The 25,093-nt window shown below is 42.3% G+C and carries 23 protein-coding genes; 15 read left to right on the forward strand and 8 right to left on the reverse strand.

Features of this window, described 5'->3' with window-relative positions; genetic code table 11:
- Positions 1–111: 111 nt before the first annotated feature.
- Positions 112–468 (reverse strand): winged helix-turn-helix transcriptional regulator, encoded by a 357-nt coding sequence (locus tag AAEY99_RS15300; protein ID WP_101085863.1) that lies wholly within the window; start codon positions 466–468, stop codon positions 112–114.
- 110 nt (positions 469–578) lie between these two features.
- On the opposite strand from AAEY99_RS15300, the gene AAEY99_RS15305 reads away from it, so the two are divergent.
- The 3 genes from AAEY99_RS15305 to AAEY99_RS15315 all read left to right on the forward strand — a co-directional run bounded on the left by AAEY99_RS15305 (position 579) and on the right by AAEY99_RS15315 (position 4,040).
- Complete coding sequence (locus AAEY99_RS15305) at positions 579–1,946, forward strand: aldehyde dehydrogenase family protein (RefSeq protein WP_101085862.1); 1,368 nt, start codon at positions 579–581, stop codon at positions 1,944–1,946.
- A 137-nt stretch (positions 1,947–2,083) separates the two neighbouring features.
- Complete coding sequence (locus AAEY99_RS15310) at positions 2,084–2,878, forward strand: 2OG-Fe(II) oxygenase family protein (protein WP_192115750.1); 795 nt, start codon at positions 2,084–2,086, stop codon at positions 2,876–2,878.
- 580 nt (positions 2,879–3,458) lie between these two features.
- Positions 3,459–4,040, forward strand: a complete 582-nt coding sequence (locus tag AAEY99_RS15315) for a hypothetical protein (RefSeq protein ID WP_192115751.1) — start codon at positions 3,459–3,461, stop codon at positions 4,038–4,040.
- A gap of 101 nt (positions 4,041–4,141) precedes the next feature.
- Here the strand turns inward: AAEY99_RS15315 and AAEY99_RS15320 are convergent, their stop codons facing one another.
- From AAEY99_RS15320 to AAEY99_RS15335, 4 genes are all read right to left on the reverse strand, one after another.
- Positions 4,142–5,866 (reverse strand): RluA family pseudouridine synthase, encoded by a 1,725-nt coding sequence (locus AAEY99_RS15320; protein ID WP_351011075.1) that lies wholly within the window; start codon positions 5,864–5,866, stop codon positions 4,142–4,144.
- A 90-nt stretch (positions 5,867–5,956) separates the two neighbouring features.
- Entirely contained in the window at positions 5,957–6,742 is a 786-nt protein-coding gene (gene bla / locus AAEY99_RS15325) for a subclass B1 metallo-beta-lactamase (RefSeq protein ID WP_192115753.1), read from the reverse strand.
- Positions 6,743–7,082: 340 nt separating this feature from the next.
- Entirely contained in the window at positions 7,083–7,466 is a 384-nt protein-coding gene (locus AAEY99_RS15330) for a VOC family protein (RefSeq protein ID WP_101085857.1), read from the reverse strand.
- Positions 7,467–7,531: 65 nt separating this feature from the next.
- Positions 7,532–8,854, reverse strand: a complete 1,323-nt coding sequence (locus AAEY99_RS15335; RefSeq protein ID WP_351011077.1) for an ABC1 kinase family protein — start codon at positions 8,852–8,854, stop codon at positions 7,532–7,534.
- A gap of 180 nt (positions 8,855–9,034) precedes the next feature.
- On the opposite strand from AAEY99_RS15335, the gene AAEY99_RS15340 reads away from it, so the two are divergent.
- Complete coding sequence (locus tag AAEY99_RS15340) at positions 9,035–10,609, forward strand: tetratricopeptide repeat-containing sulfotransferase family protein (protein ID WP_351011079.1); 1,575 nt, start codon at positions 9,035–9,037, stop codon at positions 10,607–10,609.
- Between the two features lie 127 nt (positions 10,610–10,736).
- On the opposite strand, the gene AAEY99_RS15345 is transcribed toward AAEY99_RS15340, so the two are convergent.
- The 3 genes from AAEY99_RS15345 to AAEY99_RS15355 form a co-directional block, all read right to left on the reverse strand.
- On the reverse strand, positions 10,737–11,927 hold the full coding sequence (locus AAEY99_RS15345; RefSeq protein ID WP_351011080.1) for an aspartyl/asparaginyl beta-hydroxylase domain-containing protein: 1,191 nt from the start codon (positions 11,925–11,927) through the stop codon (positions 10,737–10,739).
- A gap of 111 nt (positions 11,928–12,038) precedes the next feature.
- Positions 12,039–13,067 (reverse strand): sulfotransferase family protein, encoded by a 1,029-nt coding sequence (locus AAEY99_RS15350; RefSeq protein WP_351011081.1) that lies wholly within the window; start codon positions 13,065–13,067, stop codon positions 12,039–12,041.
- A gap of 58 nt (positions 13,068–13,125) precedes the next feature.
- Complete coding sequence (locus AAEY99_RS15355) at positions 13,126–13,668, reverse strand: isochorismatase family protein (RefSeq protein WP_351011082.1); 543 nt, start codon at positions 13,666–13,668, stop codon at positions 13,126–13,128.
- 131 nt (positions 13,669–13,799) lie between these two features.
- Between AAEY99_RS15355 and AAEY99_RS15360 the strand changes: the two genes are divergently transcribed.
- From AAEY99_RS15360 to AAEY99_RS15410, 11 genes are all read left to right on the forward strand, one after another.
- A complete protein-coding gene (locus tag AAEY99_RS15360; RefSeq protein ID WP_351011084.1) occupies positions 13,800–14,837 on the forward strand; it encodes a T6SS phospholipase effector Tle1-like catalytic domain-containing protein in 1,038 nt (345 codons plus the stop codon).
- A 158-nt stretch (positions 14,838–14,995) separates the two neighbouring features.
- A complete protein-coding gene (locus AAEY99_RS15365; protein WP_502959503.1) occupies positions 14,996–15,865 on the forward strand; it encodes a cobalamin-binding protein in 870 nt (289 codons plus the stop codon).
- A gap of 818 nt (positions 15,866–16,683) precedes the next feature.
- Positions 16,684–16,932: a PspC domain-containing protein gene (locus AAEY99_RS15370; RefSeq protein ID WP_351011086.1), complete on the forward strand. Its 249-nt coding sequence runs from the start codon at positions 16,684–16,686 to the stop codon at positions 16,930–16,932.
- A 100-nt stretch (positions 16,933–17,032) separates the two neighbouring features.
- Positions 17,033–17,434, forward strand: coding sequence for a DUF6896 domain-containing protein (locus AAEY99_RS15375; protein WP_350995797.1), 402 nt, complete (start codon positions 17,033–17,035; stop codon positions 17,432–17,434).
- 260 nt (positions 17,435–17,694) lie between these two features.
- Entirely contained in the window at positions 17,695–18,318 is a 624-nt protein-coding gene (locus tag AAEY99_RS15380) for a hypothetical protein (RefSeq protein ID WP_350995800.1), read from the forward strand.
- Positions 18,319–18,995: 677 nt separating this feature from the next.
- A complete protein-coding gene (locus AAEY99_RS15385) occupies positions 18,996–19,292 on the forward strand; it encodes a hypothetical protein (RefSeq protein WP_351011087.1) in 297 nt (98 codons plus the stop codon).
- 752 nt (positions 19,293–20,044) lie between these two features.
- Positions 20,045–21,304: an efflux RND transporter periplasmic adaptor subunit gene (locus AAEY99_RS15390; protein ID WP_101085845.1), complete on the forward strand. Its 1,260-nt coding sequence runs from the start codon at positions 20,045–20,047 to the stop codon at positions 21,302–21,304.
- Positions 21,305–21,381: 77 nt separating this feature from the next.
- Entirely contained in the window at positions 21,382–21,603 is a 222-nt protein-coding gene (locus AAEY99_RS15395; RefSeq protein WP_351011089.1) for a hypothetical protein, read from the forward strand.
- 140 nt (positions 21,604–21,743) lie between these two features.
- Positions 21,744–22,442: an ABC transporter ATP-binding protein gene (locus tag AAEY99_RS15400; RefSeq protein ID WP_123883845.1), complete on the forward strand. Its 699-nt coding sequence runs from the start codon at positions 21,744–21,746 to the stop codon at positions 22,440–22,442.
- A 10-nt stretch (positions 22,443–22,452) separates the two neighbouring features.
- On the forward strand, positions 22,453–23,766 hold the full coding sequence (locus AAEY99_RS15405) for an ABC transporter permease (protein ID WP_351011091.1): 1,314 nt from the start codon (positions 22,453–22,455) through the stop codon (positions 23,764–23,766).
- A gap of 30 nt (positions 23,767–23,796) precedes the next feature.
- Positions 23,797–25,005, forward strand: a complete 1,209-nt coding sequence (locus AAEY99_RS15410) for an ABC transporter permease (RefSeq protein WP_351011093.1) — start codon at positions 23,797–23,799, stop codon at positions 25,003–25,005.
- Positions 25,006–25,093 lie beyond the last annotated feature (88 nt).

Consider the following 25,093-nt stretch of genomic DNA (forward strand, 5'->3'; position numbering starts at 1 on the left):
AAATCCTTCTTGGTCGAAAGATCTGATCGTAAAGAGGGCGTTTAGTTCAATTCTTATCCCGAGTTCAGGTTAATTAATCATCTGTGATGTTCAACAGGCCATCGTACCTTGTTAAACAATATATTCATCAGCCCAATCTTTTAAACGTTCTAAAATATCCAATGCAGTTCGGCCAAGTTCGGTAATGCTATAAGACACAGCAATAGGACGGTCACTAATCACATGTCGAGTCACCAGTCCTTGGGCTTCTAATTCTTTAAGGCGCTGATCGACCATTTTTTTACTCGCCCCGCCTAACATGCGCGATAAATCATTAAATCGCACTGGACCATCTTGCAAGTGCCATAATATCGATGCTTTCCATTTACCGCCTAATACCCGCATTCCACGCTCGACCGAGCAGGGTTCAGCACAAGCATTAATAACTTTTTTTTGACCGTTAGTCATTGTTTCAATTTTAGTTTTCATTAATTTAACTTAAGTTATTCTAGGTTACTAAAAGTATACTGGTTGCTTTTGTATTCCATTGTAGCAAAATAGGCATTAATTAGACTAGTACCATTAAGGAATGTTTCTCCATGGCAGTATTAACCTCTTACGATCCCGCTAGTTATCACAAAGTCGATGGCGGAGAGCATATTGAAGCCACTGCGGTTGGCAGTGTTGAAACCTTAGCGATATCTCAGTTACCACAAGTTGTCGCCAACGCTCAAGTTGCACAAAAGGCGTGGGCTCGTTTGTCATTAATTGAACGCCAACAATATGTGGTTAAGGCATATCAGCAGCTTGTGGCAGTGCAAGATGAACTGGCAACATTAATTGGCCAAGAAATGGGTAAAGATTATCGCCGTGCCACCTATGAAGTTGGCGGTACAGTGCAAAATGCACCTTATTTTGCCGGTGAAATAAGCGATGCACTAACCACTGAACAAGTTGATAATCGCACCGAATTACAATATCGACCATTAGGTGTAGTGGCAGTGATTTCGCCGTGGAACTATCCGATAGCCATGGCTAACAACTTACTAATGCCTGCCTTAATTGCGGGTAACAGTGTGATATTAAAGCCGTCTGAACAAACTCCGCTGGTGGCCGAATTATTCATTAATACCCTTAATAAGGTGTTGCCAGAACATGTGTTGCAAGTGGTTCAAGGTGATAAAGCCCTTGGCCAAGCATTAGTGGCAGCAGACATTAATATGGTGGCGTTTACTGGGTCGATGGCCGCAGGTAAACACATTATGGCCAATGCTGCGTCTGGCTTAAAAAGGTTAGTGATGGAGCTTGGCGGTAATGACCCCTTGATTGTGATGGCTAGCGCTAATATCGATTCCGCGGTTAGATTTGCAGTCGCTAGTTCGTTTGAAAATGCCGGACAGATGTGCACTTCAACAGAGCGCGTTTACGTGGATGAGCGTATTGCTGATGAGTTTGAACAAAAGGTGTTGGCTTTAGCCAGTCGTTACCGTGTCGGTAAATGGGACGACGCTAATGTGAATATTGGCCCCATAGTGAATCCAACCCAACACCAAAAAGTGCTTGAACAGTTGCAAGATGCCAAAGCCAAAGGAGCGAGCTTTTTACTCGGTAGTGATGAGTATCCATTACCGTTTATTCAACCTACTGTGGTCTCAGGTATTACCCCTGACATGCTCCTAGAACGTGAAGAAACCTTTGGCCCTGTGGTGGCTATCAGCCGTTTTAGTGATATTGATGAAGCCATTCGTCGTGCTAATAACAGTCACTATGGTTTAGCTGCAGTCGTGTTTGGTGGTCAAGGTGCCAAAGCCGTTGCTGAACAACTTGAAGCTGGCATGGTTGGGGTTAATCAAGGTGCTGGTGCGGGCAATGCTCCATGGGTAGGAGCAAAGCATAGTGGTTTTGGTTTTCATGGTACTGCTGCAGGGCATCGCCAATTTGCCCAAGTGCGAGTGATGAGTTATTAATTTTTGGGTTTAACCCATATTGATGAGTAAGCCGTCATTAGTAAGCTTTTATTTGTAGAACATCATTAGTAAACAGTCATTAGCACATTTTTTAGTAAAGCATTGCTAGCCCATTTTATGGTTAAAGGTATAAACAAATGAACACAACAAGTGTAAATTCAGATTATTTTGTGGTGGCACTAGAACCCGGTGCTGAACATCCGGCTTTGCCAACATGGGCTAATCATCAAGCTAATGTGGCTGAGCTTAATGAAGCAGAGCTGACGGATGCTGAGCGGGCTAACGTGAGTAAAAAAATGTTAGCCGAAGTACCAGGTGCGTTCCAATTAATGAATGTATTGACGCCAGATGAGTGCAAACGGTTAATTTCGGTCAGTGAGTCGATGGGCTTTTTACCCGACGCCGCGGTGTCATTACCACGCAATGTACGCCATAACGACAGCTTAACCTGGGTAGTTGATAACACCACAGAGCAAGTGATTTGGAGTAGAGTTAAGCATCTTATGGATGATAACTTGGGCATTTTTGGTGGTAAAGCTGCTTTAGGATTAAATAATCGTTTTCGTTTTTATCGCTATAACGAAGGCGATTTCTTTAAGCCACATTCAGATGGTTCGTGGCCTGGAAGCCAAGTTGTAGATGGTCAGTTAGTGCGAGATGCCTTTGGTGATCGCTACAGTCTGCTGACATTTTTAATTTTACTGACAGAAGACTTTGAAGGCGGTGCAACGCGCTTTTTAGTCAATGCCGACAACCCAAGCTTACCAGCAAAACACGGTGATAATATGCGCCAAGTTGATGTGCGAACGCCTGCGGGGAGTGTGTTGTGTTTCCCACATGGCATGCATCCGCTGCATTGTATTCACAGCTCAGAGCCTATTTTCTCTGGGGTTAAATACATTATCCGCACTGATGTGTTGTTTGAGTTGTAACATTATTTATCTATATGGGTTAGCTTATTGATAAGCTAACCCATTAGTTAACCACTGTATTTTTTAACTAAATAAAGCACCAGGTTCGCTTTTTTAGAGCCGTTGTTGTACTTTTCCTCCTTGCTTAATCCTCGTGAATTAAGTCGATGTTAGTAATCCGCCATGTATTTTCTGCTCCATATAAGCACGCTGCTATCAAACTGACTCGCTTATCTCTTTCAAGAATAAACAGCTATAAAGCTGATCAAATAAGCTTACTCTTCGGGGGCGCGATTGTGATGGCGAATGCTCGTCAAATAAAATTATCAGCGTAAATAGCCAGTGATATGACTAGCATTTTTACCCATTAGCAGTGACAAAAACATACTGATAGCCAGAGGTGATACGGTGCAATAAATCAATTGAGTAAACAGATAAAAAGTCGATGAGTTTTTTACTATTGAGTTTATCAATCGGCGCTGTTGTCCCCCGAGTACACTAGATTCATTAACGCGATTTAATGTGCCGCAGTACTTGCTATTTTACTGACTAAACTATCTAATTGCGCCGCTTTCCTAACCACATATATAGAGACGTTTACATGAAATCAGTACTGTGTAGTTTGTTTGTTGTCAGTGTTATTAGCCTATCTGGATGTGCTGCACCGCAGAATAATTTCGCGTCTAAAGTGAAAGCCGAAGGTGAGCAACACCTCGACTTGTCTCAGCAGTGGGAACAAGGACAAAAAGACCTCAGAAAAGGTAACAGTTTATTAATCGATGGGCGTGAGTTAATCGGTAAAGGTAAAAACCAAATTCGTGAAGGTGAAGCGTTAATAGCACAAGCCAAACAAGCTGCGCAGCAACAACGTCAACTATTTCAGTCGATGGCGAATACATTAAACGGCGCTCAAAATGGTGCCCGTGCAGTAGTGTTAGTCGACAGGTTGGATGATGTAGCCGATGCTTGGGAAGATGCTGATGATAAGTATGCAGATGGTAAAGAGCTGATTGAAGACGGCAATACCAACGTTGCTGAAGGCGAGAGTTCAATTGAACAAGGCCAAAACATGGTGACGAGCGGCCGTAGTAGAATGCAACAAGCGGAATCTACCTACCAACAACGTACTGGTAAAGGTTTAGTCGAGCAAATGCATTTAGAAGAGCAACCTAGTAACTTCTAATCAATAGAACTGAGACTAATCAAATAAACCGATATTGTTAATTCAATATCGGTTTTATCGTTTCTACTTTCAGCAAAAAGCGATTATATTATACGACTGCTCTATTCAAAATCGGCTTTGATTTCAAACACCATATCTTCGGCGGTCACTGGATGATTTAAGCCTAAATATTGGGCGTGTAAATGCAATCTGTTGGTCGCAACACCGTATAAATCATCACCTACTATTGGCATGTGCAATCCGTCATGATGAGCACAATGCATGCGTAACTGATGGGTTCGCCCCGTTTTAGGATACAAGTGAACTAAGGTTTGATGTTGTTGACGCTTAAATACCTGCCAATGCGTCTCGGCATGCTTGCCATGTTCATAACACACTAGCTGCTTAGGACGGTCGTCTAAATCTACCCGCAATGGCAAACTAATATCACCCTCATCTTGGCTAGGCACCCCCTCAATTAACGCGATATAACGTTTGGTCACGCTGCGTTGAATAAACTGTTGTTGTAGGGCTTTGTTGGCTTCTTTGGTGAGAGCAATCACCATTAAGCCTGAGGTCGACATGTCTAGGCGATGGACTATCAGCGGCCCCGTCGCATTGGGGAACAGCTGCTGCATACGGCTAAACACCGAGTCGGTGATATTTTTGCCAGGTACCGATAATAGTTCCGCAGGTTTATTAATAATCACCATCGCATCATCTTGATAAATAATATCAATGTGCTGATCTTTACCCGGATTAATCAACAGTGGATCGTTATCAACTTGTATGCCTTTTAGCATGTGGGTCAAAATAGGTCGGCATTTTCCGTGACAAGCGGGGTAGAAGTTTTTGTGCTGTTTTATCTCAGATTTAGGCGATGAACCCCACCAAAACTCTGCCATGGCAATCGGGGTCAATTGATGTGTAAACGCGTATTGTAATAACTTAGGTGCAGCACATTCACCCGCACCTGCAGGTGGCAAATGGTTAGGTGCGTCATTGAATATATCGTTTAAATCTCGCGCTTCACCCAAGACATTCAAAAACTGATATTGAGCAAAAAGTTTGTTTTGTAATCCATTTGAAAGTTGTTTGCGCTGACGTTTAAGCTGTTTGATTTGCTGCGCAAGTGCATCTAAGGCCAGTTTAGTGACTTCAATTTGAGTCTGCCACTGTTGCTTTAACGCGTTCAGCTGATGCTTTTGTTGCACACTTTGACGGCTTAACTCGATAGACAATGTTTTATGGCTATCGTCGTTAATGCTTGCTTGCGCTAATGCATCATCTGCTTGCTCACGTTGCAGCTTACGCATTTTACGACCTTCAACTATTGCGTTACGTTGCTGCTCAAGTTCACTTTCCGCTTGGTGTTGTTGCGCAGTTAACGTCGCGGTTAATGTTGCCAGTACTGGATTGGCTTCTTGCTGACTAATCGACAGATTAATTTGGTTAATCTGTTTATTTTCATGACTGAAAAAACTGTCTTGGGTCAGCATATCAAACACCGGCGGCACAAACGGCGGCAAGATATTTTGGTCGGCTAACTTACCTGAAAATGCGGCTAAAAAACCAAGTTGCCCGTGCGTGTCTTTAACCACCAACACACCAAACATCTTACCAATGACCATGCCAAGGTCATGTTCGCTGTCTAAGCCAAAATTATGTCCCCAGGGATTCGTCTCAAGTAACACCTGCTGCAACTGCTGTGCTGCCAGTATCGTCAATGGATGAGGTTGATAATAAAACGGGAAGGTAAAAGATTCAGGTAACCCTTGTTCGGCAAGCGTGTTATTGAAAGCTATCGCATCATTAAAAGGAATAAAGCACGGGTCGTTAACAGACATCAAAAACACACTCACTACACTAAAGGGCGGCTATTTTACCCTTTCAAACTAGCAGATGCATTATTTACTGAGCTCGGTTGTTTTGGAATGTTAATCTAAACGTAGTTTGGCAAGGAAATCGTTAACCAACCCTTGAGTATGATCAAGCAACTGAGCATTACCAATGGCGCCATGCCCTGGCACAATAACCTCAGCGTCAGGATATGTCGCTTTAACCTTACTAATCGTTACTGGCCAATCGGTTAACGATGCCTCTGCAATGTAGCCCATACTCTTACTGTGAGCGCTTTTTACCAGGCAGCCGCCAAACAGTAATTGCGCCTTAGGGAGCCATACCACAATGTTATCTAGCGTATGGCCAGCGCCTAAATAGCGAGCTTCGAGTAAACCATTAGCTAGGGTAAACGAGTCACCATCAAACGGCTGATTTGCGAGAGTTTGATGTTGTGTGGTCAATATTTTCTGAGTCATTGCAGACACATGAGTGCTAACCCCAATACTGTTTAAATAACCTATCCCAGCCGTGCGGTCGGCATGAGAATGAGTCGAAATACTGGCTTTGAGTACAAACTCTTGCTGCTTTATCCACTCGACTAACGCAATAGTGTCTTTCTCGCTCCATGGAGTATCGATTAAATAAGCCTCTTTGCCTTCAACAACCACTAAGCCATTAGCATCGACCAAACCAAAGTCTTCAGTTTTGAAATATGACTGGTATTCAAATAGTTGGATTTGTGTCGCTTGAGCTTGGTTAGCCGTAACCAAAGCATTGCTACTGAGCGGTGTAATAGTCAGTTGGCCTGATGACTCAGCGCTCATCGCAAGCGGTACACAGCAAATAAAACCAACTAGTAATATCAATATTCGTGAAAACATAATGGTACTCAATTAACGTTCAGTCAAAGTTCAGTCGAAAAGAATAGGCGTTAAAGTGTATCACTGAATTTGTGAGTAATGGATAACATAGAGGGAAGTCATGCCTGATGACATTGGTTGAGTTAAGCGGATAGTGTTGAACGAATCGATGGGCAATAGCCTTAAGCTATTAATTCAAAACTATCAATTCTTAAGCTATTAATTCTTAAGCTATCAATTCTTAAGCTATCAATTCTTAAGCTATTAATTCTTAAGCTATTAATAATAGATGAAACCGTACTGGTTTCATCTATATTTGGGCATAGTTATTGATAAGAGACGTTACTATAAATAACGACGATTATGCCTTTGGTCTGTGCAATACACAGACTTTGTTACCAGAAGGGTCGCGTAAGTAAGCTAGATATAATGGACCATTTGGACTGTCGCGAACACCAGGAGCATCTTCGCAAGCTTCGCCACCACTCGCAACACCAGCAGCATGCCAAGCATTGGCTTGCTCTGCGCTATCGGCATGAAAACCTATGGTGCTGCCATTACCATTACAAGCGGGTTCACCATTAAGCGGTTTAGTGAGGGCAAATACACCTGCGCTAGTAACATAAAAACAACGGCCTTTAGGATCAATCATCCCAGGTTTAATGCCTAGTGCGCCAAGTGTGGCGTCGTAAAAGGTTTTTGATTTGTCGATATCATTAGCACCAAGCATGATGTGGCTGAACATTGTGACTCTCCTTGTTGGGGTGAATAAACACCAATTTTATTTATCTATTTTACTTATTTGTTAACTTATTCGTTTTTACTATTAACTACCTGATTAAACAGGGCGTGTACATTAATATTGGCGTTAAGTTTAGCGGCTAATAAATACATGCCTGCTAACTTGCGATGTATGAAAATAGCATCGGTTGGTGGTGTGTGCCATTCATTTTGTTGAGTGCTCATGGCTTTACCTGCCTGAGTGATCCTTTTAGCCAAATTACTTGCACCAAAATCATACGTTCCTTGAGTACGTAATGGCTCACAAGCTTGGTAAAAAATATCAATAATCAGTTGTTTTTGTTGTGGGTCGATGGCGTCTTGAAAAAAGCCGATTTGTTGTGCCGCTTGTATCATTTGTTGTTTATCATCGGCAATCGCACCTTGCATCAATTGCATATAACCTTGCGATAATGGGTCGCTAATGGTGCGAGTGGCGCCAAAGTCGAGTAATACAATTTTCTGGCTGTCGGCTTGATACTGGAAATTGGCAAAATTAGGATCGCTTTGCACCAGTTGAAAACAAAACAGCTCTTTAAAACACAGCTCCATCAAGGCACTTGCAACCTTGTCACGAATGTCTTGCGGATACTGTTCGACCGATTCAATCGCGGAGCCTTCAACATATTGCATACACAAAATGCTGTCGTTGCTCAATTTCGGATACACCTTAGGCACGATGAAGTGAGGACTGTCGCCTAACTGTTGCTGATAGAGTGCGATTTGCTGTGCTTCAAAGTGATAGTCTGCTTCGTTATGTAACTGCGCTTTAGCTTCGGCCAATAAAGTATCGAGTTTTACGTTAGCGGGGATTAACCGCGAGACTTTTAATAGGCTGGCAACGTTATCTATGTCGCTGTCGATGCTGTCGCGGATCCCTGGATATTGAATCTTTATCGCCAGCTTTTCGCCAGTATCCAAATAGGCTAAATGTACTTGGCCGATAGATGCTGCGGCAAACGGGCGCAGTTCAAATTGGGCAAAAGGTGCTAGCCAGTCATGGCCCCAGTGCTGAACTAATAATTGAGTTAATTGTTTGTGCGGCATGGCTTTAGCGTCAGAACGCAGCTTCGCCAATATTTCAGCCAATTCAGGAGGCACTAAGTCACCGGCATCCATTGACAACATTTGCCCCACTTTCATGGCAGCGCCGCGCAGTTGCGACAGCTTATCTGCCACATGACCAATATTTTTAGGGGTCATCATCAGTTGTTGCATTGACGGCGATTTACCCTGGCTAAGCTGCTTTGCCCCTTCTAACAGCACATTACCCGCAAGGCGAGAAGCCAGTCCGCCCATTTTTGATAATCGGGACAATCGACTGGTTGGCACTTTAGCTTCATTATTTTTCATCAGATCTCACTTGTGTCGCATTAACTCGTAGCGAATATAAATAATTGTACGCTGAAGTTGATTATTTCGTTCAATATGAGCCAATAGCGTGGTCAAAATTTACTATTTTCTATGTTACTCTGATTTTCGAGGCATTTAAGCCATTCTTTGGGTGAGCAAAACAATAATAAGGACCCTAGTTTGAGTATTATTGAACAATATTTAAGTCAAGCTGAAGCGCTGTTTCAGTCTAAAAACTATTCATCGGCCAGAATGTACGCACGTAAAGTGGTTAAGCGTGATGATAAACACCTTGGGGCATTGAGCTTATTAGGTCAGATTCATTTACAGCAACAACAATATAACGAGGCCGAAAACTATTTTGTCAGTGCAGCAACTATTGATCCCCATGCGGTTTCAGTGTTGACTGGCTTATTGGCTATTGCTGAAGTGAAACAAGACTTTTTCTTGGCGAAAACGTATTTATTACAATTAATTAACACCCAAAGTAACCTAGGGGAAAATCAATACAAACTCGGATTAGTCGCCACTAAAGTCGGTGATATGGCCTTAGCTGAACAATGTTTTGAATGGTGTGTAGCAAATGATTTTTCTGAACCCGCTGTGCAGCTTAATTTAGGTCATATTTATAAAGCCAAAGGCGACACGTTACGAGCGGCAGATTTTTATCAGCAATATATTCAATTAAGCCCAAAGCAAGTGGGTGTAGGCTATTGGAGTTTGGCAGATTTAAAGCAGTATCGATTCAGCACGGCTTATGTAACCTTATTGCAAGGTTTTGCAACCGATGAGTCGTTAAGCAAACAAAATCAGGCATTGGTGTATTTTGCTTTGTGTAAAGCTTACGAGCAAACACAGCAAATCGATAAAGCCTGTGAGTCGATGTTATTAGCCAATCAAATAATGGCGCAGCACAGACCGTTTAAACAAGCCCAGTTTGCCAATATTGTGTTGTCACTACTTGGGCATACACCATCGCCACATATTGATAGCTTGCCGACCGCGAGCCAAACACCAATTTTTATTGTTGGTATGCCTCGTTCTGGTACCACATTAGTAGAGCAGATTTTGGCTTGTCACAGTGACGTTGGCGCGACCGATGAGTTACCGTTTATGGAACGCTTTGCGCTGCAAATGGACATGTCGGGTGGCTATAATGCAAGACTAAGTCAGCTTTCTGCCAGTCATATCGATCAATTCCGCCAACGGTATTTAGCTGAAGTGAATCATTACTTTAGCGATGCACCAACCTATGTAATCGATAAAAACCCAAATAACTTTTTACACATTGGGCTAATTAAAACCTTATTTCCTCAAGCAAAAATCATTAATGTGGTACGTAATACCGTCGACAATGGCTTGAGTGTATTTAAGCAGTTTTTCAGTTTTGGCCATGACTATTCGTATTCGTTTACGGGTATTTCAAGTTACTGGCAACATTATTTAGACATCATGCAACATTGGGATAGGTTGTACCCTAATGAGATTTTACATGTTTGTTTTGAGCAATTAGTGCGTGAACCAGAGTCACAAATTCAACGCATATTAGATTACTGTGAGTTAACGACTCAAGCGCAATGTTTTACCTTTTATGAGTCTGACCGAGCCGTATTAACGCCTAGCGCTAGTCAAGTTAGGCAGCCTATGAATCCTAAGGCAATTGGTCAGGCAGACAAATATCAAGCTTTTATACCTGAGCAAATAGCCGAGTTGGATGCCATTGCGAAAAAAGCAGCACTGCAATTCTTTAGTTAAGCAGAACTTGGAATAAGAATTTGCTATAAGCCAAAACAACCTAGTTTGGCTGACTTTATAGAAATGGCGCCTCAGGGCGCCATTTTTGTATATATTCTCAGATAAACCTATGCAGGTATTCTTCTCACTAATTCACTTTACCGTGACAGGCTTTATAGCGCTCGCCACTGCCGCAGGGGCAAGGACTATTGCGAGATGGCGGTGCAGCAATAGTGCGAGCGTTATTTTCAGCTGCTGTTTTTGGTATTATTGTTGATGTTGATGTTGATGTTGCTGATGCAGATTTTACGGATGCTAAATTTGCGCTTTCTGGTGAGTTTTTTGACGAAGTAATAGCCTGTTTGCGTGTTGCTAATTGCTCACTAAGTTCAACATTCATACATGCCACGATAACCAATTGTTCGAACGCCTTTACCGCTGAACCAGAATGGGTCAGTTGCAGTGACTTAGCGCACTGTAGTGCTTTTATCATGGTTTGTTCACGTAGCGCATGATAATGCGGCCAACCTGCTTTAGTGCACTCATATTGCAGCCATAACATTCGCCAATCGGCAACAAAGTCTGTTATTAATAACGAAAATGCATTCACATCTACAACCTGATTTACAGGGTTGTGTTTAACCTCAGTTAACAGCTCATTAGTTAAGTATTCAACCTCAGCAACAGGCATGATCACTGGGGCATTAAATTGCTCGGTGATAAAGGTTGCCGGTGAGTCTGGGTTAAAACCGACGAATTGACTGTTTAATGTTGTTGATTGATCATCAGCGATTGAACGTGAGTGTTGAAATACCGTGCGCCAAAATTGACTAGAACCGGCTAAATCAACGACTAAATGAACACGGTATTGGTCGCTGTTGTTCTCCACTTTGTGAAGCTTCCACGAGTCGAAAATCCAACATTCTCCGGCGCCCATATGCACTTGTTTGTCATGGCAAAAAAACTGTACTTGCTCAGTGGTGGTAATGGGAATATGCACTCGAACACGTTTATACCAATGGTAATTAATGTCTGAATGTAGAGGCACTTGTGCACCTGGCGCTAAGCGCATTAATCTTGAGCGGCTGAGTACCTCACCAAATGAGGCGAGTATTTGCTTGATATAAGGGCTTTTGGCTAACGCCGCAGTGGGCAACATTGGCCCTTTAAAGTCATTATTAAACTCGCCATTGACCGAGATTAACGGAATAGCCGAATTACCCTGAAAACCTTCATGATGAGTCACCCAATCTGCTTCGGTAAATTGCTCGATCTCGTTGGCTAATTGACCAACATCAAAGCGAAAAGGTAACTGATAAAACTCATGGGGTAACTTCATAATTGGGCTCTCTGTAATGCGGCGCTTAATGTTATGATTTTCTGAACCGGTATTTTTACCCGTTCTACTGACTATTTACAAATGACTTACTCAAATGACTAACTCAAACGGCTAACTCAAACGGCCATGGCATTGCTTAAATCGTTTGCCAGATCCACAGGGGCAGGGACTGTTACGAGATACATTTTGCTCGCTTGGCGTAGCGAGTTTTTCAGTTGGTTCGGGTGTCAGTGCTACAGGCTCTGCAATGTCGTGTTGCTGCCATTGAGTGTCATAGATGGGATGACCACGCTGGTGTAAATGACGATTGATTTTGTTCAGTGTTGCAGCCGTACTCGGCCAAATTTTGGCGATGTCATGATAATTTTCGAGCCATTTATTGGCTTTAGGTGTCGAGATGGTGTAGCGAGAATGCGCTAATGGCTTACTGCATAATTGCGCTAAAGCAGGGTCAAAATCAGTACCGGTAAATTGGCATAGCTGCTTAACGGTTTTCGCAGGATCTGCAATTAATTGATCATAAGACACCATGCACCAGCGATTACTGTCGATCTTTTGCAATGAATCCATAATCGCTTCATTAGCGGATTGCCATTGAAACGCGGCAATAGCCTGTAATGGCTGGCGATTAAGTTGCTGCCATTTTTCTGGTAGCAGTAGCGACCAATTACGCTTATCCCATCCCGGTAGATTTGGGTAAGTGACAAACTTATTCGACCGCCACGCTTGCATAATACTGCTGATGTTTTCTTTAGGCTCCCTCACTAAATAGATAAATAAAGCGTCGGGAAACAGCGCATTAAAAAAGTCGACCCGCAAACTGTTTTTTGGGGTTTTTTCTAAAAAGCGGATATTAGTCGTATCAATACTATCGGGTTTATTACCCTGATTATCTTGCAGCGCATCGCTAAAACGTAGCAGTAATTGCTGGTGTAATTCGTCATCGATATCTTGTTCCGTTAACGCATTAGAACTAAATTGACGATAGGCGATATTCAGCTTGGGTATGGTTTCAATCAGCGCATGACTTTCGCCGCCAATGGTCCATATAGACTGGCTTTTTGATAGAACTTCAAACAACAAAGTGCTGCCTGAACGAGGCGCGGATAAAATAATAATGGGCCGATCAAATTGATGCATAGCGGTATGATGTTTTTGTTATATTTTTTAACATCATACCCACACCGTTATCATATGGCTACTTTATCAATTTCAGTAGAGCCTTAAAGCGATCACCTTGGGCAACATGTTGTAGCTCAAACAGTAGTGATTCAACATTGGTGAGATTGGCACCATCATTAAGGATCATTTGCACCCCAAGTACTTTATTGTCTGTACCCCTTGATGCAACAGCATCGGCAACAAGATGCACTTGATAGTCGTTGGCCAGTAAATCTTTGCACGTTTGGTAAACGCAAACATGGGTTTCGATACCCGCAAGAATGACATTATTGCGGTTTAATGCTTTAAGTTGTTGTTTTGCTTCTTCACAATGCCAGCCACTAAAGTGCTCTTTAGCGATAGGTTTAGTTGTTTGCGATAATATTTGTGCGAGTTCGTCGCTGGTATGGCCTAATTTATTGGGTAATTGTTCTAACCAAATAATCGGAATATCAAATAGTTGTGCACCTTGAATTAATACTGCAAGTTTTTGGTGTAGTTGAGCTGATTGCTGCATAACCTGGGCTAGCTTGCCTTGTACGTCTACAATCATTAATACACTTTGTTCTGCTGTTATCATGGTCAGTTACTCGAATGATTAAGTGAGCTGTCGAGTATTGGTTATTTTTACCGTGGTGCAAATAAGCATTTAGTCTATTATGGCTATGATAATTTTTATGAATGTTCGCTCAGAGAATGTCAGGGATTGATATGAATAAACGTATTGTCATTTGTGCCGATGGAACCTGGAATCGGCCAGAAAAAGATCTTGAAAAAGATCACGCCACTAATGTACTTAAACTCGCCAGAGCCATCAAACCCATTGCTGATGATGGTGTACCGCAACAGGTGTTTTACGATTGGGGAATTGGTTCGTACTATGACTCCATGATTGGTGGGGCAACTGGGCGCGGCTTACATAAAAACATTATGGATGCTTATCGCTACATAGTGCAAAACTACTCTCCTGGCGACGAGATATACCTGTTTGGTTTTAGCCGTGGTGCATACACAGTGCGTTGTTTGTGTGGCCTCATCAATAATTGCGGTATTGTCACTCGGCCAGATGCCAAGCTTATTCAGCAAGCGTTTGACCACTATAAAATGAAAACTCAACCTTTTTCACCAGATGGTGATCGCTCTGTGGCGTTTCGTCAGCAACATTCGCATCCTTCACGTGAAGTGGCTTTTGTTGGCGTGTGGGACACAGTAGGGGCGATGGGGATCCCGCTGTCTTTTTTAGGTATGTTTGAAGATAAAGATGAGTTTTATGACGCCAAGTTAGGCCGAAATGTCAAAGTGGCTCGCCATGCACTCGCGTTAGATGAGCATCGCAGCGATTTTGAACCAACCATTTGGGAACCTCGTACCAGCATAGACATACAGCAGGTTTGGTTTATTGGCGCCCACAGTAATATTGGTGGTAGCGTTGCCCCCAATGATGACGGCAGCACCTTGTCCGATATAGCGTTGCAGTGGATGATAAGCCAAGCGCGAGCAGTTAACTTAACGGTCGAGTTACATTTAGCCGATGCTTTATTGCCTAATCCTATGGCGGATATTCAAGATTCATATCGCAGCTTTTATCGGGTTAAAAAACGCTTTATACGCGAGCTTGACCCCGAGCAAGCGCCGATATTATTGCATCAGTCGGTTAAAACGCGCTGGCTGAATGACAGTAATTATCGACCGAAAAATTTGGTAAATTACATTGATAACCATGGTTGGCCCGATAAACTGGTGCAATAATCTGTGTTAACACCATCATTAAATAACGAGTGCTAGCAATCACTAATAGCAACCACTAATAGCAACCATTAGTACTACTAATAGTCACAACTAATAGTCACCACTAATAGTCACCACTATTACTATTCATTACTAAAAACATTTCGATTAAGGACAGTATTTTGCTACGTGTATTTTTATCGCTCATCACAGTGATTGGGCTCTCGTCTATATCACTCATTTTACCCGCGGCTGAATCGACGGCTTCAGATGATTTACAAGATAAGCCGCCGGCAAAACGGATTATTGCTTTATCGCCTCATGGAGTTGAAATGCTGTTTGCTATTGGTGCCGGCGACTCAATTGTTGCCACCACCGATTATGCCGATTTCCCTGCAGCAGCTAAGAATATTCCGAGTATTGGTGGTTATTACGGTATTCAAATCGAGCGAGTGATTGAACTGAATCCCGATTTGGTGCTGGTGTGGCAAAGCGGTAATAAAATGGAAGACATTAATCAGTTACGTGATTTAGGTTTTACCGTTGTGAATAGTGATCCTAAAAGCTTAGCTGATGTTGCGACGGATATTGAACTGCTGGGTAAACTCACCGGACATTCGGTTAAAGCCAAGCAAGTGGCCGATGACTATCGTCAGCAATTGGCTGATATTACGTTGCAAAACCAAACGAAGCCTGCGGTAAAAGTGTTTTATCAATTATGGTCAACACCGTTGATGACAGTTGCTAAGGGCAGTTGGATCCAAAACCTTATTGAAGTGTGCCATGGTGAAAATGTGTTTTATGATGCAGCAAGTGAGTATCCACAAATTAGCATCGAAAATGTGTTACTAACTGGCGCACAAGTGATTTTACAAAGCCAAGATGAAGGCAATATTTTAGGTATTAATTGGTCTGACTGGCCTGAGCTACCCGCGGTAAAAAACCAGCATATATATCAGTTTGATGCCGATTTACTGCATCGGGCAACCCCAAGGGCAATTCAAGGCGTTAATGCGGTTTGTGAGGCGTTGGATAAAGTAAGAAAGTAAGACTTTATTTCGTCGTGCAGCATAATCGATTTCTTATTTCGTCGTGGCGGTATATTCGATTACTTATTCCGTCATCCCGGTAATGATTGTGAGCCGGGATCCAGCTTTTTTGTTCAAACTTCGTTTGAATTAACATCGCAAGGTTCCACCCTGCACGGGCCAAATACTTTGTCATTCCGGTAATGCTTTTGAGCCGGAATCCGGGTGTTTACTTGTTGCTTTTATGGCCTGCGGCCACTAACGTCGTGGCGCTTCGCCCACACCAGACCAAGAGGAAACCAACGGCTGTTCCCTCTTGGAACTCCCAGCCGCCCCGCAACATTTTCAAACAGCGAAAAGGTCGCCATGGGGATTGATCCAGCTTTTGACTTCGTTTGAAATCTTCTTCGGCCTTATTCGAAAATGCTAACGCTTCCGATGGTACATCCTGTACCGCGAAAGCTAAGCTCACATCCATGTGAGCTTCACGCTATTTTCTTCAACGTCCTCAAGTCCAGAGTTGAATTTGTCCCTTTACAAGCAAGGCATATTGCTCGTTTCCCTCATTCCGAGTTAGCAAGGTGTATCAGGGGAAAAGCAATAACCGAGCAAAGAAAAAGATGAAATACAATAAACCCTACCTCAAAAGGTGTAATCAGAACAGACAATTAGCCGTAAGATTGTACAAAAAACTACCGTAAAAAAGCAAATTCCTATAGCATCATATGATGAGTAAAAAAGTTACCGATGCGACATCGGCCTAGCACTACAAATGATTTAAACTCTGCCAACATTTCAAGGCATGAATACTAAAACGTTAACAGCCAATTGGAGGTGACATGGAAAGTCTAGATAATATAAAAGTACTAACACGTGGAGAATCTGCGATTATTGCTGGAGTTTGCTCCGGTATTGCAGAGTATTATCATTTACGAAAAAACAGCATCAGGTTAGCATTTTTGTTAACGAGCCTATTTTTTGCCATTCCAGTATTCGCTTATATTGTTTTGTGGTTAGTGCTACCCAAATACCCGACGACAGAGGCTATGGCTCGAGACTTACGGCGAAAGAAACGACAAAGAAAATAAGGTACTTCACTTTATTTTGGTCAAGTAATTGATATTTATTGGGTTTGGTTATCTTGAGCCGATGCTGTAGACAGATTTTTGTCTCAAAAGCATTATTCAAATGATGGGTGGCACAGATTTGTTATTAGCAGATATAAAAGTATTCATATCAACACAAAAAAAACTGACTAAAGCTTTATTGAATGAGCATCCGGAATGTACTAATTATTCATTGTTATTCAACCTGCCAAAGCATGGCAGAATTAAAGTTGATGATATGTATTGGAACTTCAAAAAGCATGGATCAGGTGTGGAGTTCAGCTGTGTTGATGATGGCAGGTTAGTTGACGTCTGTGAACACATTGAACAACCAAACTTGTTTGACGAATGGCGGCTATCTTTCTACCTAGTATCAATTCATGAAGGAGATTATAACTTAAAAAGTGAGTTGGCAGGTCTATGCCAATCTGGTCAAGTGTTACCTAGTAAAAAGTACCCTCGATTACTACTTCTTGCACAATGACTACTTGATGAGTTTTAACAATGCCTAGTCTGGATACCTGCTTAAATAATGGGTGGTACTATTTTTTTGACTCAACCACTTTTGCTGGGCTGAAATATTCAGGCTGTAAGTTGGTTGCTGTTTAAACAATGTGTGGCATGGTTTTTTTACAAGCACTTTAAACGGAACATAAACAGTTGGCTATGTTTTGCTGCGCTACACTATTTTAGCCAACTATTTCTGTCCGCTTAAGTGGGCGCTATATTAATGAGTTTGTACATATGAATGATTTATTAAAAATCCATAGAATTATTGAGGGCGCAATCGTTGGTTTAGACAGTGATATTGTATTAAACGGCTGGTGTCTTCCAGATGGAATAAATTTAAATAGTTATATTAAATTTAAAGCTAATTCAACTAAATCGAATGTTGAGCTCTTAGAACTATTTTATGGAAGAGAGTTTAATACAATTGTTTTAGCTGAGTTAAATAGACCTAGCTTAATACTAATATCCCCATATGATTTAATGCTAAAAGAAGTTATAACAGCTTATGAATTAGGCTATTTCAATATTTGTATTCCATCGTTATTCTCAATAATTGAAGCAATGTTGGTATTTCTAGCAAATGATGGTGATTTTACAAAAATACGTTACATTCATGGGCTAAACAATACTCTAGAATTACCAGGAAATAGTAATATTGAACTCAAAAGTAAATTACATAATATTAAAGAAATAGTTGAGAACTATTTTCAAAAAATAGAGTTTAATAGTGAAGTTAGCTCATCAAAACTAAATAGACATGAAAGCGCCCATGGAAGAAAAGTCGGGTCGTACAATAAAACTGATTGTCTAAAGCTATTGGTTTTAATATCAGTGATTAAATCATGTTATAACAATTAGTGCACAGTATAGCTAACAGGACGTTAACGACTCTCATAGCCATACATTTCCCTAATGGTAGTAGACTCAAATTCTAAAATGCTTCTGCCCATAAATGACTTAGATGCCTCGGCTAGAAATATTCAAATTCAACTCTGGACTTGAGGCCGTTGAAGAAAATGACGTGAGCTGGTCATGGACGGCCAGCTAGCTTACGAGGGGAAGGGACGCCCCATCGGAAGCGTTAGCATTTTCACTCTTTATTGCAAAAAGGGCCGAGGCAGGATTCAAATACGGTTTAAAGCTGGCTCAATTTCCGTCGCAATTTTTTCGCTGCTGTTGTTTGGTTAAATAGCGAAAATGTTGCCGGAACGGCAGGGGTGATCCAAGAGGGGATTGCTGTTGATCCCCTTTTGGCCCGTGCAGGGTGGAACCTTGCGATCTTAAGCGTTAGTGGCCGCAGGCCATATCTTAAACTAACGTTTGTCTAAAAAACGAGTTAGCCTCAGCTTACAAATGTATAAATTCAACCTTGAACTTGGATCTGTTGAAGAAAATGATTACAGCATCATGTTAAGTAAAAGTTACCTAAAATGTATATATGGTATCGACCAAGTCCAACAAGTGATTTATGCTTTGTAAACCGTGTTAAGCACAAATACTAAAACATTATTTTTTATGGATATTTGATAATGGATATGACTCAAAAAGAAGTGGCAGTTGTTAAAGCTGCCATTAAATCACGAAACAAAAGTAAACTGTTCCAGCCAGTGTTATTTGCGATATTAGTTGGCCTTTTAATCGCCATGTTGTTTGGTGTTTTACCTGAAGAACAGTTTGCCTATTTGGCTATTCCCTTAGTTATTTTAACGATATTATTGCCACAACTTGGTGCTTCACCTAAATATAATGAACTAGTTGATATACTTGAAAAACAACTACCGCAACACGACACAATGGAAAGTGTTTTGTCTCAAGAGTTAAATAAAATATAAGCTAATCAAAAAGCCAAATAACTGTCGTCTTTCGGGAATGCTTGTTTTAGCAATTTGTCATTTACTTATTGTTGGCGTTAAACCAAGTTGAACGGGTTTGTTAGCAAAGTAAATCAGTATGTCTCGATTTAGAAATTTAGCGTGGTCAGAGTAACTTTTATAAAAAGTAAATTGAAACATTGGCTTCTCTAAAATGCTTCTGCCCATAAATGACTTAGATACCTCAGCTTGAAATGTCCAAATTCAACTCTGAACTTGAGGCCGTTGAAGAAAATAGCGTGAGCTGGCCATGGACGGCCAGCTAGCTTACGAGGGGAAGGGACGCCCCATCGGAAGCGTTAGCATTTTCGAATAAGGCCGAGGCCGGTTACAGATGCCGGTCAAAGTTAAAGCTAACCCCATTGCGACCTTTTCGCTTTTCAGAAAATGTTGCGGGGCGGCTGGGAGTTCCAAGAGGGAGCAGCCGTTGGTTTCCTCTTGGTCTGGTGTGGGCGAAGCGCCACGACGTTAGTGGCCGCAGGCCATAAAGTACATAAGTACAAAGCAAAATCAAAAGTGTCCGCTCGGACACTTTCTCAATGAACGGACAGTTTTCAGCGCTGTCCGCGGACACTTTTAGGGTGTTCGGTTATCTTTTTAAATTTATATCATTATGAAAAATAACAATAAATAACTATTGGCATGGCTTGTGCTTTATCTTGGCATAAATGTGAAGAGGTGGGTGCGGTCAGCGCGTTACCTAAGGACCTGAGATGATTAAAGACACAAGTAGCCAAGATACTGTTATTGCGCCTAAGTTAGGCCGTAAATTGCGCTTACCCTTGATGATAGGTTGCGGTGCCATATTGATGAGCGCGTTGGTGTGGGCGAGTTTAAGTCATGACAGTAATCAACGTTCGGTTGATGGTGCAGATTTACGTTTGGCAACCTTAACCCGTGGCACGTTGGTGCGTGATATTGCCACTACCGGTAAAATTGTCGCGGCCAATGCGCCCATTTTATATAGCACGGAAGAAGGTGTGGTGACGTTATTAAGTCAGCCTGGTGATGAGGTTGAGCTGGGGCAAGTGGTAGCCAAGATTGAAAGTCCGCGTTTACAAAGTGAATTGCAACAACAGCAGTCGATGCTTGAAGGCATGCAGGGCAGTTTAGAGCGTGCCAAGTTAGATGCCCGCCGCGAGCAATTGCGTGTTAGCCAGATTTTAGACATGGCGAAAGTGGATTTAGAAGCGGCTGATCGTGAAAGCCGTCGTGGCGATCAATTGATTGAGTCGAGTTTGATCAGCAAAATCGATTTTGAAAAAAGCAAAGATGATTTACACAAAGCCAAATTATTACATAAGCATGCCCAGCAAGAAGTCGAGCTTATGCGCGATACCCTCAGTTTTGAAATTAAAAACCGCACCCTTGAAGTACAACGCCAGGCTTTAGTCGTGAGAGAGTTAACTCGTCAAGCCAACGCCTTGAGTATTATCGCGCCGGTTAGCGGCATTATTGGTAACTGGCTGGTGGAACAAAAAGCCCGTATTGCCGCCAGCCAACCAATATTAACTGTGGTCGATTTAACTGCCTTTGAAGCTGAGTTAGCTGTGCCAGAGTCTTATGCCGATGAACTGGGTTTAGGGATGGATGTCGAGCTGAGTTTTGGTAACGTTAATGTGGTAGGCCAATTATCGTCAATTTCACCCGAAGTACGTAATCGTGAAGTGACCGCCCGAGTGCGTTTTGCTGACAGTAACACTTTGTCGTTACGTCAAAATCAGCGTTTGTCTGCCCGAGTCTTACTGGAAAACAGACCCAATGTGTTGATAGTGAAACGCGGTGATTTTCTCAATATGGGCGGCGAAGTGGCTTATCAAGTGAGTGACGCTGTTGCTCATAAGAAAGTCGTTAAATTGGGCGCACGCAGTATGAGCCAGGTTGAAGTGCTTGAAGGCGGTGAAGCAGGTGATGTATGGGTGATATCCGGTACCGAAACCTTTAAAAATGATCCAACAATTCAAATCCGATAGCTAAGTTGATAATTAAGTCGATAGCTAAATCAATAACGAATCAAATAACCAAACACTCAACTGAGTAAGGACATTCTATGACTTTTATTCAACGTAGACAGCTTATCGCGCTACTGGCGTTATTTGTTCTCGCAATAGCGGTGAGTTATCGCATTGATAATCATACAGATTGGTTATCGGTTAGTTTGCAATTAATTGACATGAGTAGCCAGGTTTCGAATCGATTAAGAGATATTAGTCCTACCGTTAGTTTGCATATTGATATTAGCGACATGGTCAAGATTAAGCTGCTGTTTTAGCCATGACTAATACTAACGGCACTGACGCCAATAACATTAAAAACAAAAGTATTTAACAAAGCCGTATTCAGATTTGCAAGATTGACATTATCAGCCCTAGGCGCTGGGATGCGACAACCGAATTAACCAAGGAAGCCATTATGTTATCCATGAAAAATATCAGTAAAGTATTCAAAACTGACTTAGTTGAAACCCATGCGCTACGCGACTTTAACCTTGAAGTGAAAGAAGGTGAGTTTGTTGCGGTGACAGGCCCGTCTGGTTCAGGTAAAACCACTTTTTTGAATATTGCGGGTTTGCTCGAAGGCTTTACTTCTGGCGAGTTCAGCCTTGATGGCGTTAATGTGTCGAATTTAAGTGACAACAAAAGCGCTAAAGTCCGTAATGAAAAAATTGGCTTTATCTTTCAGGGGTTCAACCTTATTCCCGATCTTAATCTGGCCGAAAATGTTGAAGTGCCATTGCGTTATCGCGGTATGAATGCCAGTGAGCGTAAGCGCCGAGTAGAATCTGCATTAGAACAAGTCGGCTTAGGTGCGCGGATGAAACACTTACCGACGCAATTGTCTGGCGGACAACAACAACGTGTCGCTATTGCGCGTGCATTAGCAGGCGAACCACGGTTTTTATTAGCCGATGAACCAACCGGTAATTTAGACAGCTTAATGGCGCGCCAGGTGATGGAATTACTTGAAAATATCAATCAACAAGGCACCACCATTATTATGGTGACACATGACTCAGAGCTTGCGCGTCGTGCCCAGCGCAATATTCAAATTGTTGATGGTCAAGTATGTGATTTTTCGATGTACCAACCAGCTGCTACCGGCACTCGCTAAGGGGAACACTATGTTTTTTTACTATTGTGATTTAGCGTGGCGAAGTATCCGTAAAACGCCGATGTTATCGATGTTGATGGTATTAGCGATTTCGATTGGTATCGGCATTACTATCACTACGCTCAATGTCTATAAAACTATGTCTTATAATCCGGCGGGCGATCGCAGTGAGGTGATTAATTCAGTGCAGTTGTGGAGCCAAGGCTTGGATACCTGGGATGAGTTTATTCCAAGCATCACCTATATGGATGCGATGAACTTACGCAATAACAAAGAATTAAGCCTCAAAGCAGCGACTTATCGAACTGGCTTAGCATTGCAATCTGACAATCCTAAAATTGAACCCGTGTTGAACAGCGTTCGGTTAACCGACAGAGACTTTTTTAGGATTTTTTCGGTACCCTTTATTTATGGCAGTTACTGGGATACCGGTGTTGATTTACGCCCAGCTTACCAAGTAGTGATTAGTCAAAAATTAAATTTACGCTTTTTTGAAGGTAAAAATAGCGTAGGCAAAACACTCTTTTTAGACCGTAAACCTTATCAAATTGTTGGGGTGATTGATGACTGGAATCCGCAACCTAAATACTACGATCCACTAAATGGTGCGTTTAATGATGCTGAAGAGATATTCATTCCGTTTTCGTTAACAGGCCAAGAAGAATTTGATGTATGGGGTAACACCAGCGGTTGGAAGTTCGAACCCATGATCACATACAGCGACCGCTTAGCGTCAGAAAAAGTATGGATTCAATTTTGGACTGAACTGAACACCGATGAGCAGAAACAAAGCTTTTTAGGCTGGTTAACGCGTTATGTTGAGCAGCAAAGAGCGCTCGGCCGCTTTACTGATACCGCTAAAACCCCTAGCGAGTCAGTGCAAATTAGCGACATCGCGAAATGGCTCGAAGATAACGATGTGGTGCCTAAAGATAATAAAATATTAGTCGGCTTAAGCTTGCTGTTTTTAAGCGTGTGCTTGGTGAATATTCTCGGGCTGTTGCTAACCAAGTTTTTAAAGCGTGCGCCAGAGGTGGGTGTTCGTCGTGCTATTGGTGCCAGCCGTGGACAGATTTTTAGTCAGTATATGGTCGAAGTGGGTATGATTGGTTTTATCGGTGGCGTAGTGGGTTTGTTATGGGCTTGGGGGTCGTTAACGGCGCTGCATAGCTATTTTTCAATGGACCAAAGTGTTACTGGACTTGATGCCAGTATGTGGATTATCACGCCATTAATTGCTATTTCTACCGCGGTATTGGCTGGGGTTTACCCTGCTTGGGTGGTGTGCCGCACTAAACCCAGTGTGTATTTAAAAGCCCAATAACTCCAGTTAAGCTTAAGAAAGGACATCACCATGTTACATATCAAACCGATTTTATCCAGTTTAATGCGCAGTAAAAGTGCGCCGGTTTTATTGCTATTGCAGATTATTTTGTCGGTTGCGATAGTCGCCAATGCGAGTTTTATTATTAACGAACGTTTGTCGCTAATGCAGCGAGAATCTGGCTATGCCGAAGATCAGATCCTGACCTTTAACCTGTATAATTTCGATCCTGCTATCGACAACATGAAACAGAACCAAGTTGACCAACAAATTTTGCGTTCGCTGCCCAATGTGATTGATGCCAGTTACAGCAATATGTTGCCGTTAAGCGGCAGCGGATGGATGGATCGCTATGTTGACGGCCCAGATGCCGATACCGCTAAAAGTACCCCTGGGTTTGCCTTTTACTTGGGTAATGAGCACTTACTCAATGTGATGGGAGCGAAGTTAATTGCCGGGCGAAATTTTACCGCCGATGAAATTAATACCAGCTTAGATGACAGCGGCATGATGGCGTTAGTGTCGCAACCGTTAGCCAAAGCCTTTTGGGGCGATGAGTCGCCTTTAGGTAAAACCATGTATCAAGGTGAGCAAGCCGTGACCATTATAGGCGTAGTGGATAAGCTGCAAGGTGCTTGGGTTGACCACGAAAACTTTGAATACAGCGTGATCCAGAATATCGATTTTGGTGGCAGTAGTAGTAATAAATCATACATGGTGCGGGCATTACCTGAACATATTCCAGTGTTAGAAGAAGCCATTAGTAAAGCCTTGCATGCAGAAAACCCAAACCGTGTAGTGGAGAACTTCCAAACCCTCACCACAATTAAAAATTTAACTTACAGTAACCACCGTTTAATGGCGACAGTGTTAAGTATTATGGTGGTGTTATTGTTGTTAATTACAGCGTTGGGATTAACCGGTATGGTGATGTTTAATATTCAACGCCGCACCAAACAAATAGGCACTCGCCGCGCGCTGGGTGCACGTAAGCGTGACATTATTGAATACTTTATGGTGGAAAATTACCTAATTTGTATTGTCGGTGGGGTCATCGGTGGCATGCTATCTTTGGTACTTGGGCAGCAATTAATGTCACTGTATAGCTTACCTATGGTACCGGTGATTTATCCGATTATCTCTGTTATTGGTTTGCTGGTTGTAACTACGCTAGCGGTAATAGTGCCCGCAGCTAAGGCGGCTAATATTTCACCCGCCATGGCAACGCGCAGTGTGTAGACCGCATACCATTAGAGGCTCAGCTTGGTACTCAGCTTGGTACTCAGCTTGAGACTCTATGCGAGACAGTCATTGCTAATGTATTGAA

It is taken from the genome of Shewanella sp. S1-58-MNA-CIBAN-0166 (genome assembly GCF_040310085.1).
Lineage (GTDB): Bacteria > Pseudomonadota > Gammaproteobacteria > Enterobacterales > Shewanellaceae > Shewanella.

Bases quoted from the DNA above. Each gene is read 5' to 3' on its own strand.
- AAEY99_RS15330 (WP_101085857.1), bottom strand. From the start codon at position 7,466: ATGTTCAGCCACATCATGCTTGGTGCTAATGATATCGACAAATCAAAA.
- AAEY99_RS15410 (WP_351011093.1), top strand. From the start codon at position 23,797: ATGTTACATATCAAACCGATTTTATCCAGTTTAATGCGCAGTAAAAGT.
- AAEY99_RS15310 (WP_192115750.1), top strand. From the start codon at position 2,084: ATGAACACAACAAGTGTAAATTCAGATTATTTTGTGGTGGCACTAGAA.
- AAEY99_RS15400 (WP_123883845.1), top strand. From the start codon at position 21,744: ATGTTATCCATGAAAAATATCAGTAAAGTATTCAAAACTGACTTAGTT.
- AAEY99_RS15375 (WP_350995797.1), top strand. From the start codon at position 17,033: ATGATGGGTGGCACAGATTTGTTATTAGCAGATATAAAAGTATTCATA.
- AAEY99_RS15315 (WP_192115751.1), top strand. From the start codon at position 3,459: ATGAAATCAGTACTGTGTAGTTTGTTTGTTGTCAGTGTTATTAGCCTA.
- AAEY99_RS15345 (WP_351011080.1), bottom strand. From the start codon at position 11,927: ATGAAGTTACCCCATGAGTTTTATCAGTTACCTTTTCGCTTTGATGTT.
- AAEY99_RS15360 (WP_351011084.1), top strand. From the start codon at position 13,800: ATGAATAAACGTATTGTCATTTGTGCCGATGGAACCTGGAATCGGCCA.
- AAEY99_RS15320 (WP_351011075.1), bottom strand. From the start codon at position 5,866: ATGTCTGTTAACGACCCGTGCTTTATTCCTTTTAATGATGCGATAGCT.
- bla (WP_192115753.1), bottom strand. From the start codon at position 6,742: ATGTTTTCACGAATATTGATATTACTAGTTGGTTTTATTTGCTGTGTA.
- AAEY99_RS15355 (WP_351011082.1), bottom strand. From the start codon at position 13,668: ATGATAACAGCAGAACAAAGTGTATTAATGATTGTAGACGTACAAGGC.
- AAEY99_RS15380 (WP_350995800.1), top strand. From the start codon at position 17,695: ATGAATGATTTATTAAAAATCCATAGAATTATTGAGGGCGCAATCGTT.
- AAEY99_RS15350 (WP_351011081.1), bottom strand. From the start codon at position 13,067: ATGCATCAATTTGATCGGCCCATTATTATTTTATCCGCGCCTCGTTCA.
- AAEY99_RS15405 (WP_351011091.1), top strand. From the start codon at position 22,453: ATGTTTTTTTACTATTGTGATTTAGCGTGGCGAAGTATCCGTAAAACG.
- AAEY99_RS15370 (WP_351011086.1), top strand. From the start codon at position 16,684: ATGGAAAGTCTAGATAATATAAAAGTACTAACACGTGGAGAATCTGCG.
- AAEY99_RS15390 (WP_101085845.1), top strand. From the start codon at position 20,045: ATGATTAAAGACACAAGTAGCCAAGATACTGTTATTGCGCCTAAGTTA.
- AAEY99_RS15305 (WP_101085862.1), top strand. From the start codon at position 579: ATGGCAGTATTAACCTCTTACGATCCCGCTAGTTATCACAAAGTCGAT.
- AAEY99_RS15385 (WP_351011087.1), top strand. From the start codon at position 18,996: ATGACTCAAAAAGAAGTGGCAGTTGTTAAAGCTGCCATTAAATCACGA.
- AAEY99_RS15395 (WP_351011089.1), top strand. From the start codon at position 21,382: ATGACTTTTATTCAACGTAGACAGCTTATCGCGCTACTGGCGTTATTT.
- AAEY99_RS15300 (WP_101085863.1), bottom strand. From the start codon at position 468: ATGAAAACTAAAATTGAAACAATGACTAACGGTCAAAAAAAAGTTATT.
- AAEY99_RS15335 (WP_351011077.1), bottom strand. From the start codon at position 8,854: ATGAAAAATAATGAAGCTAAAGTGCCAACCAGTCGATTGTCCCGATTA.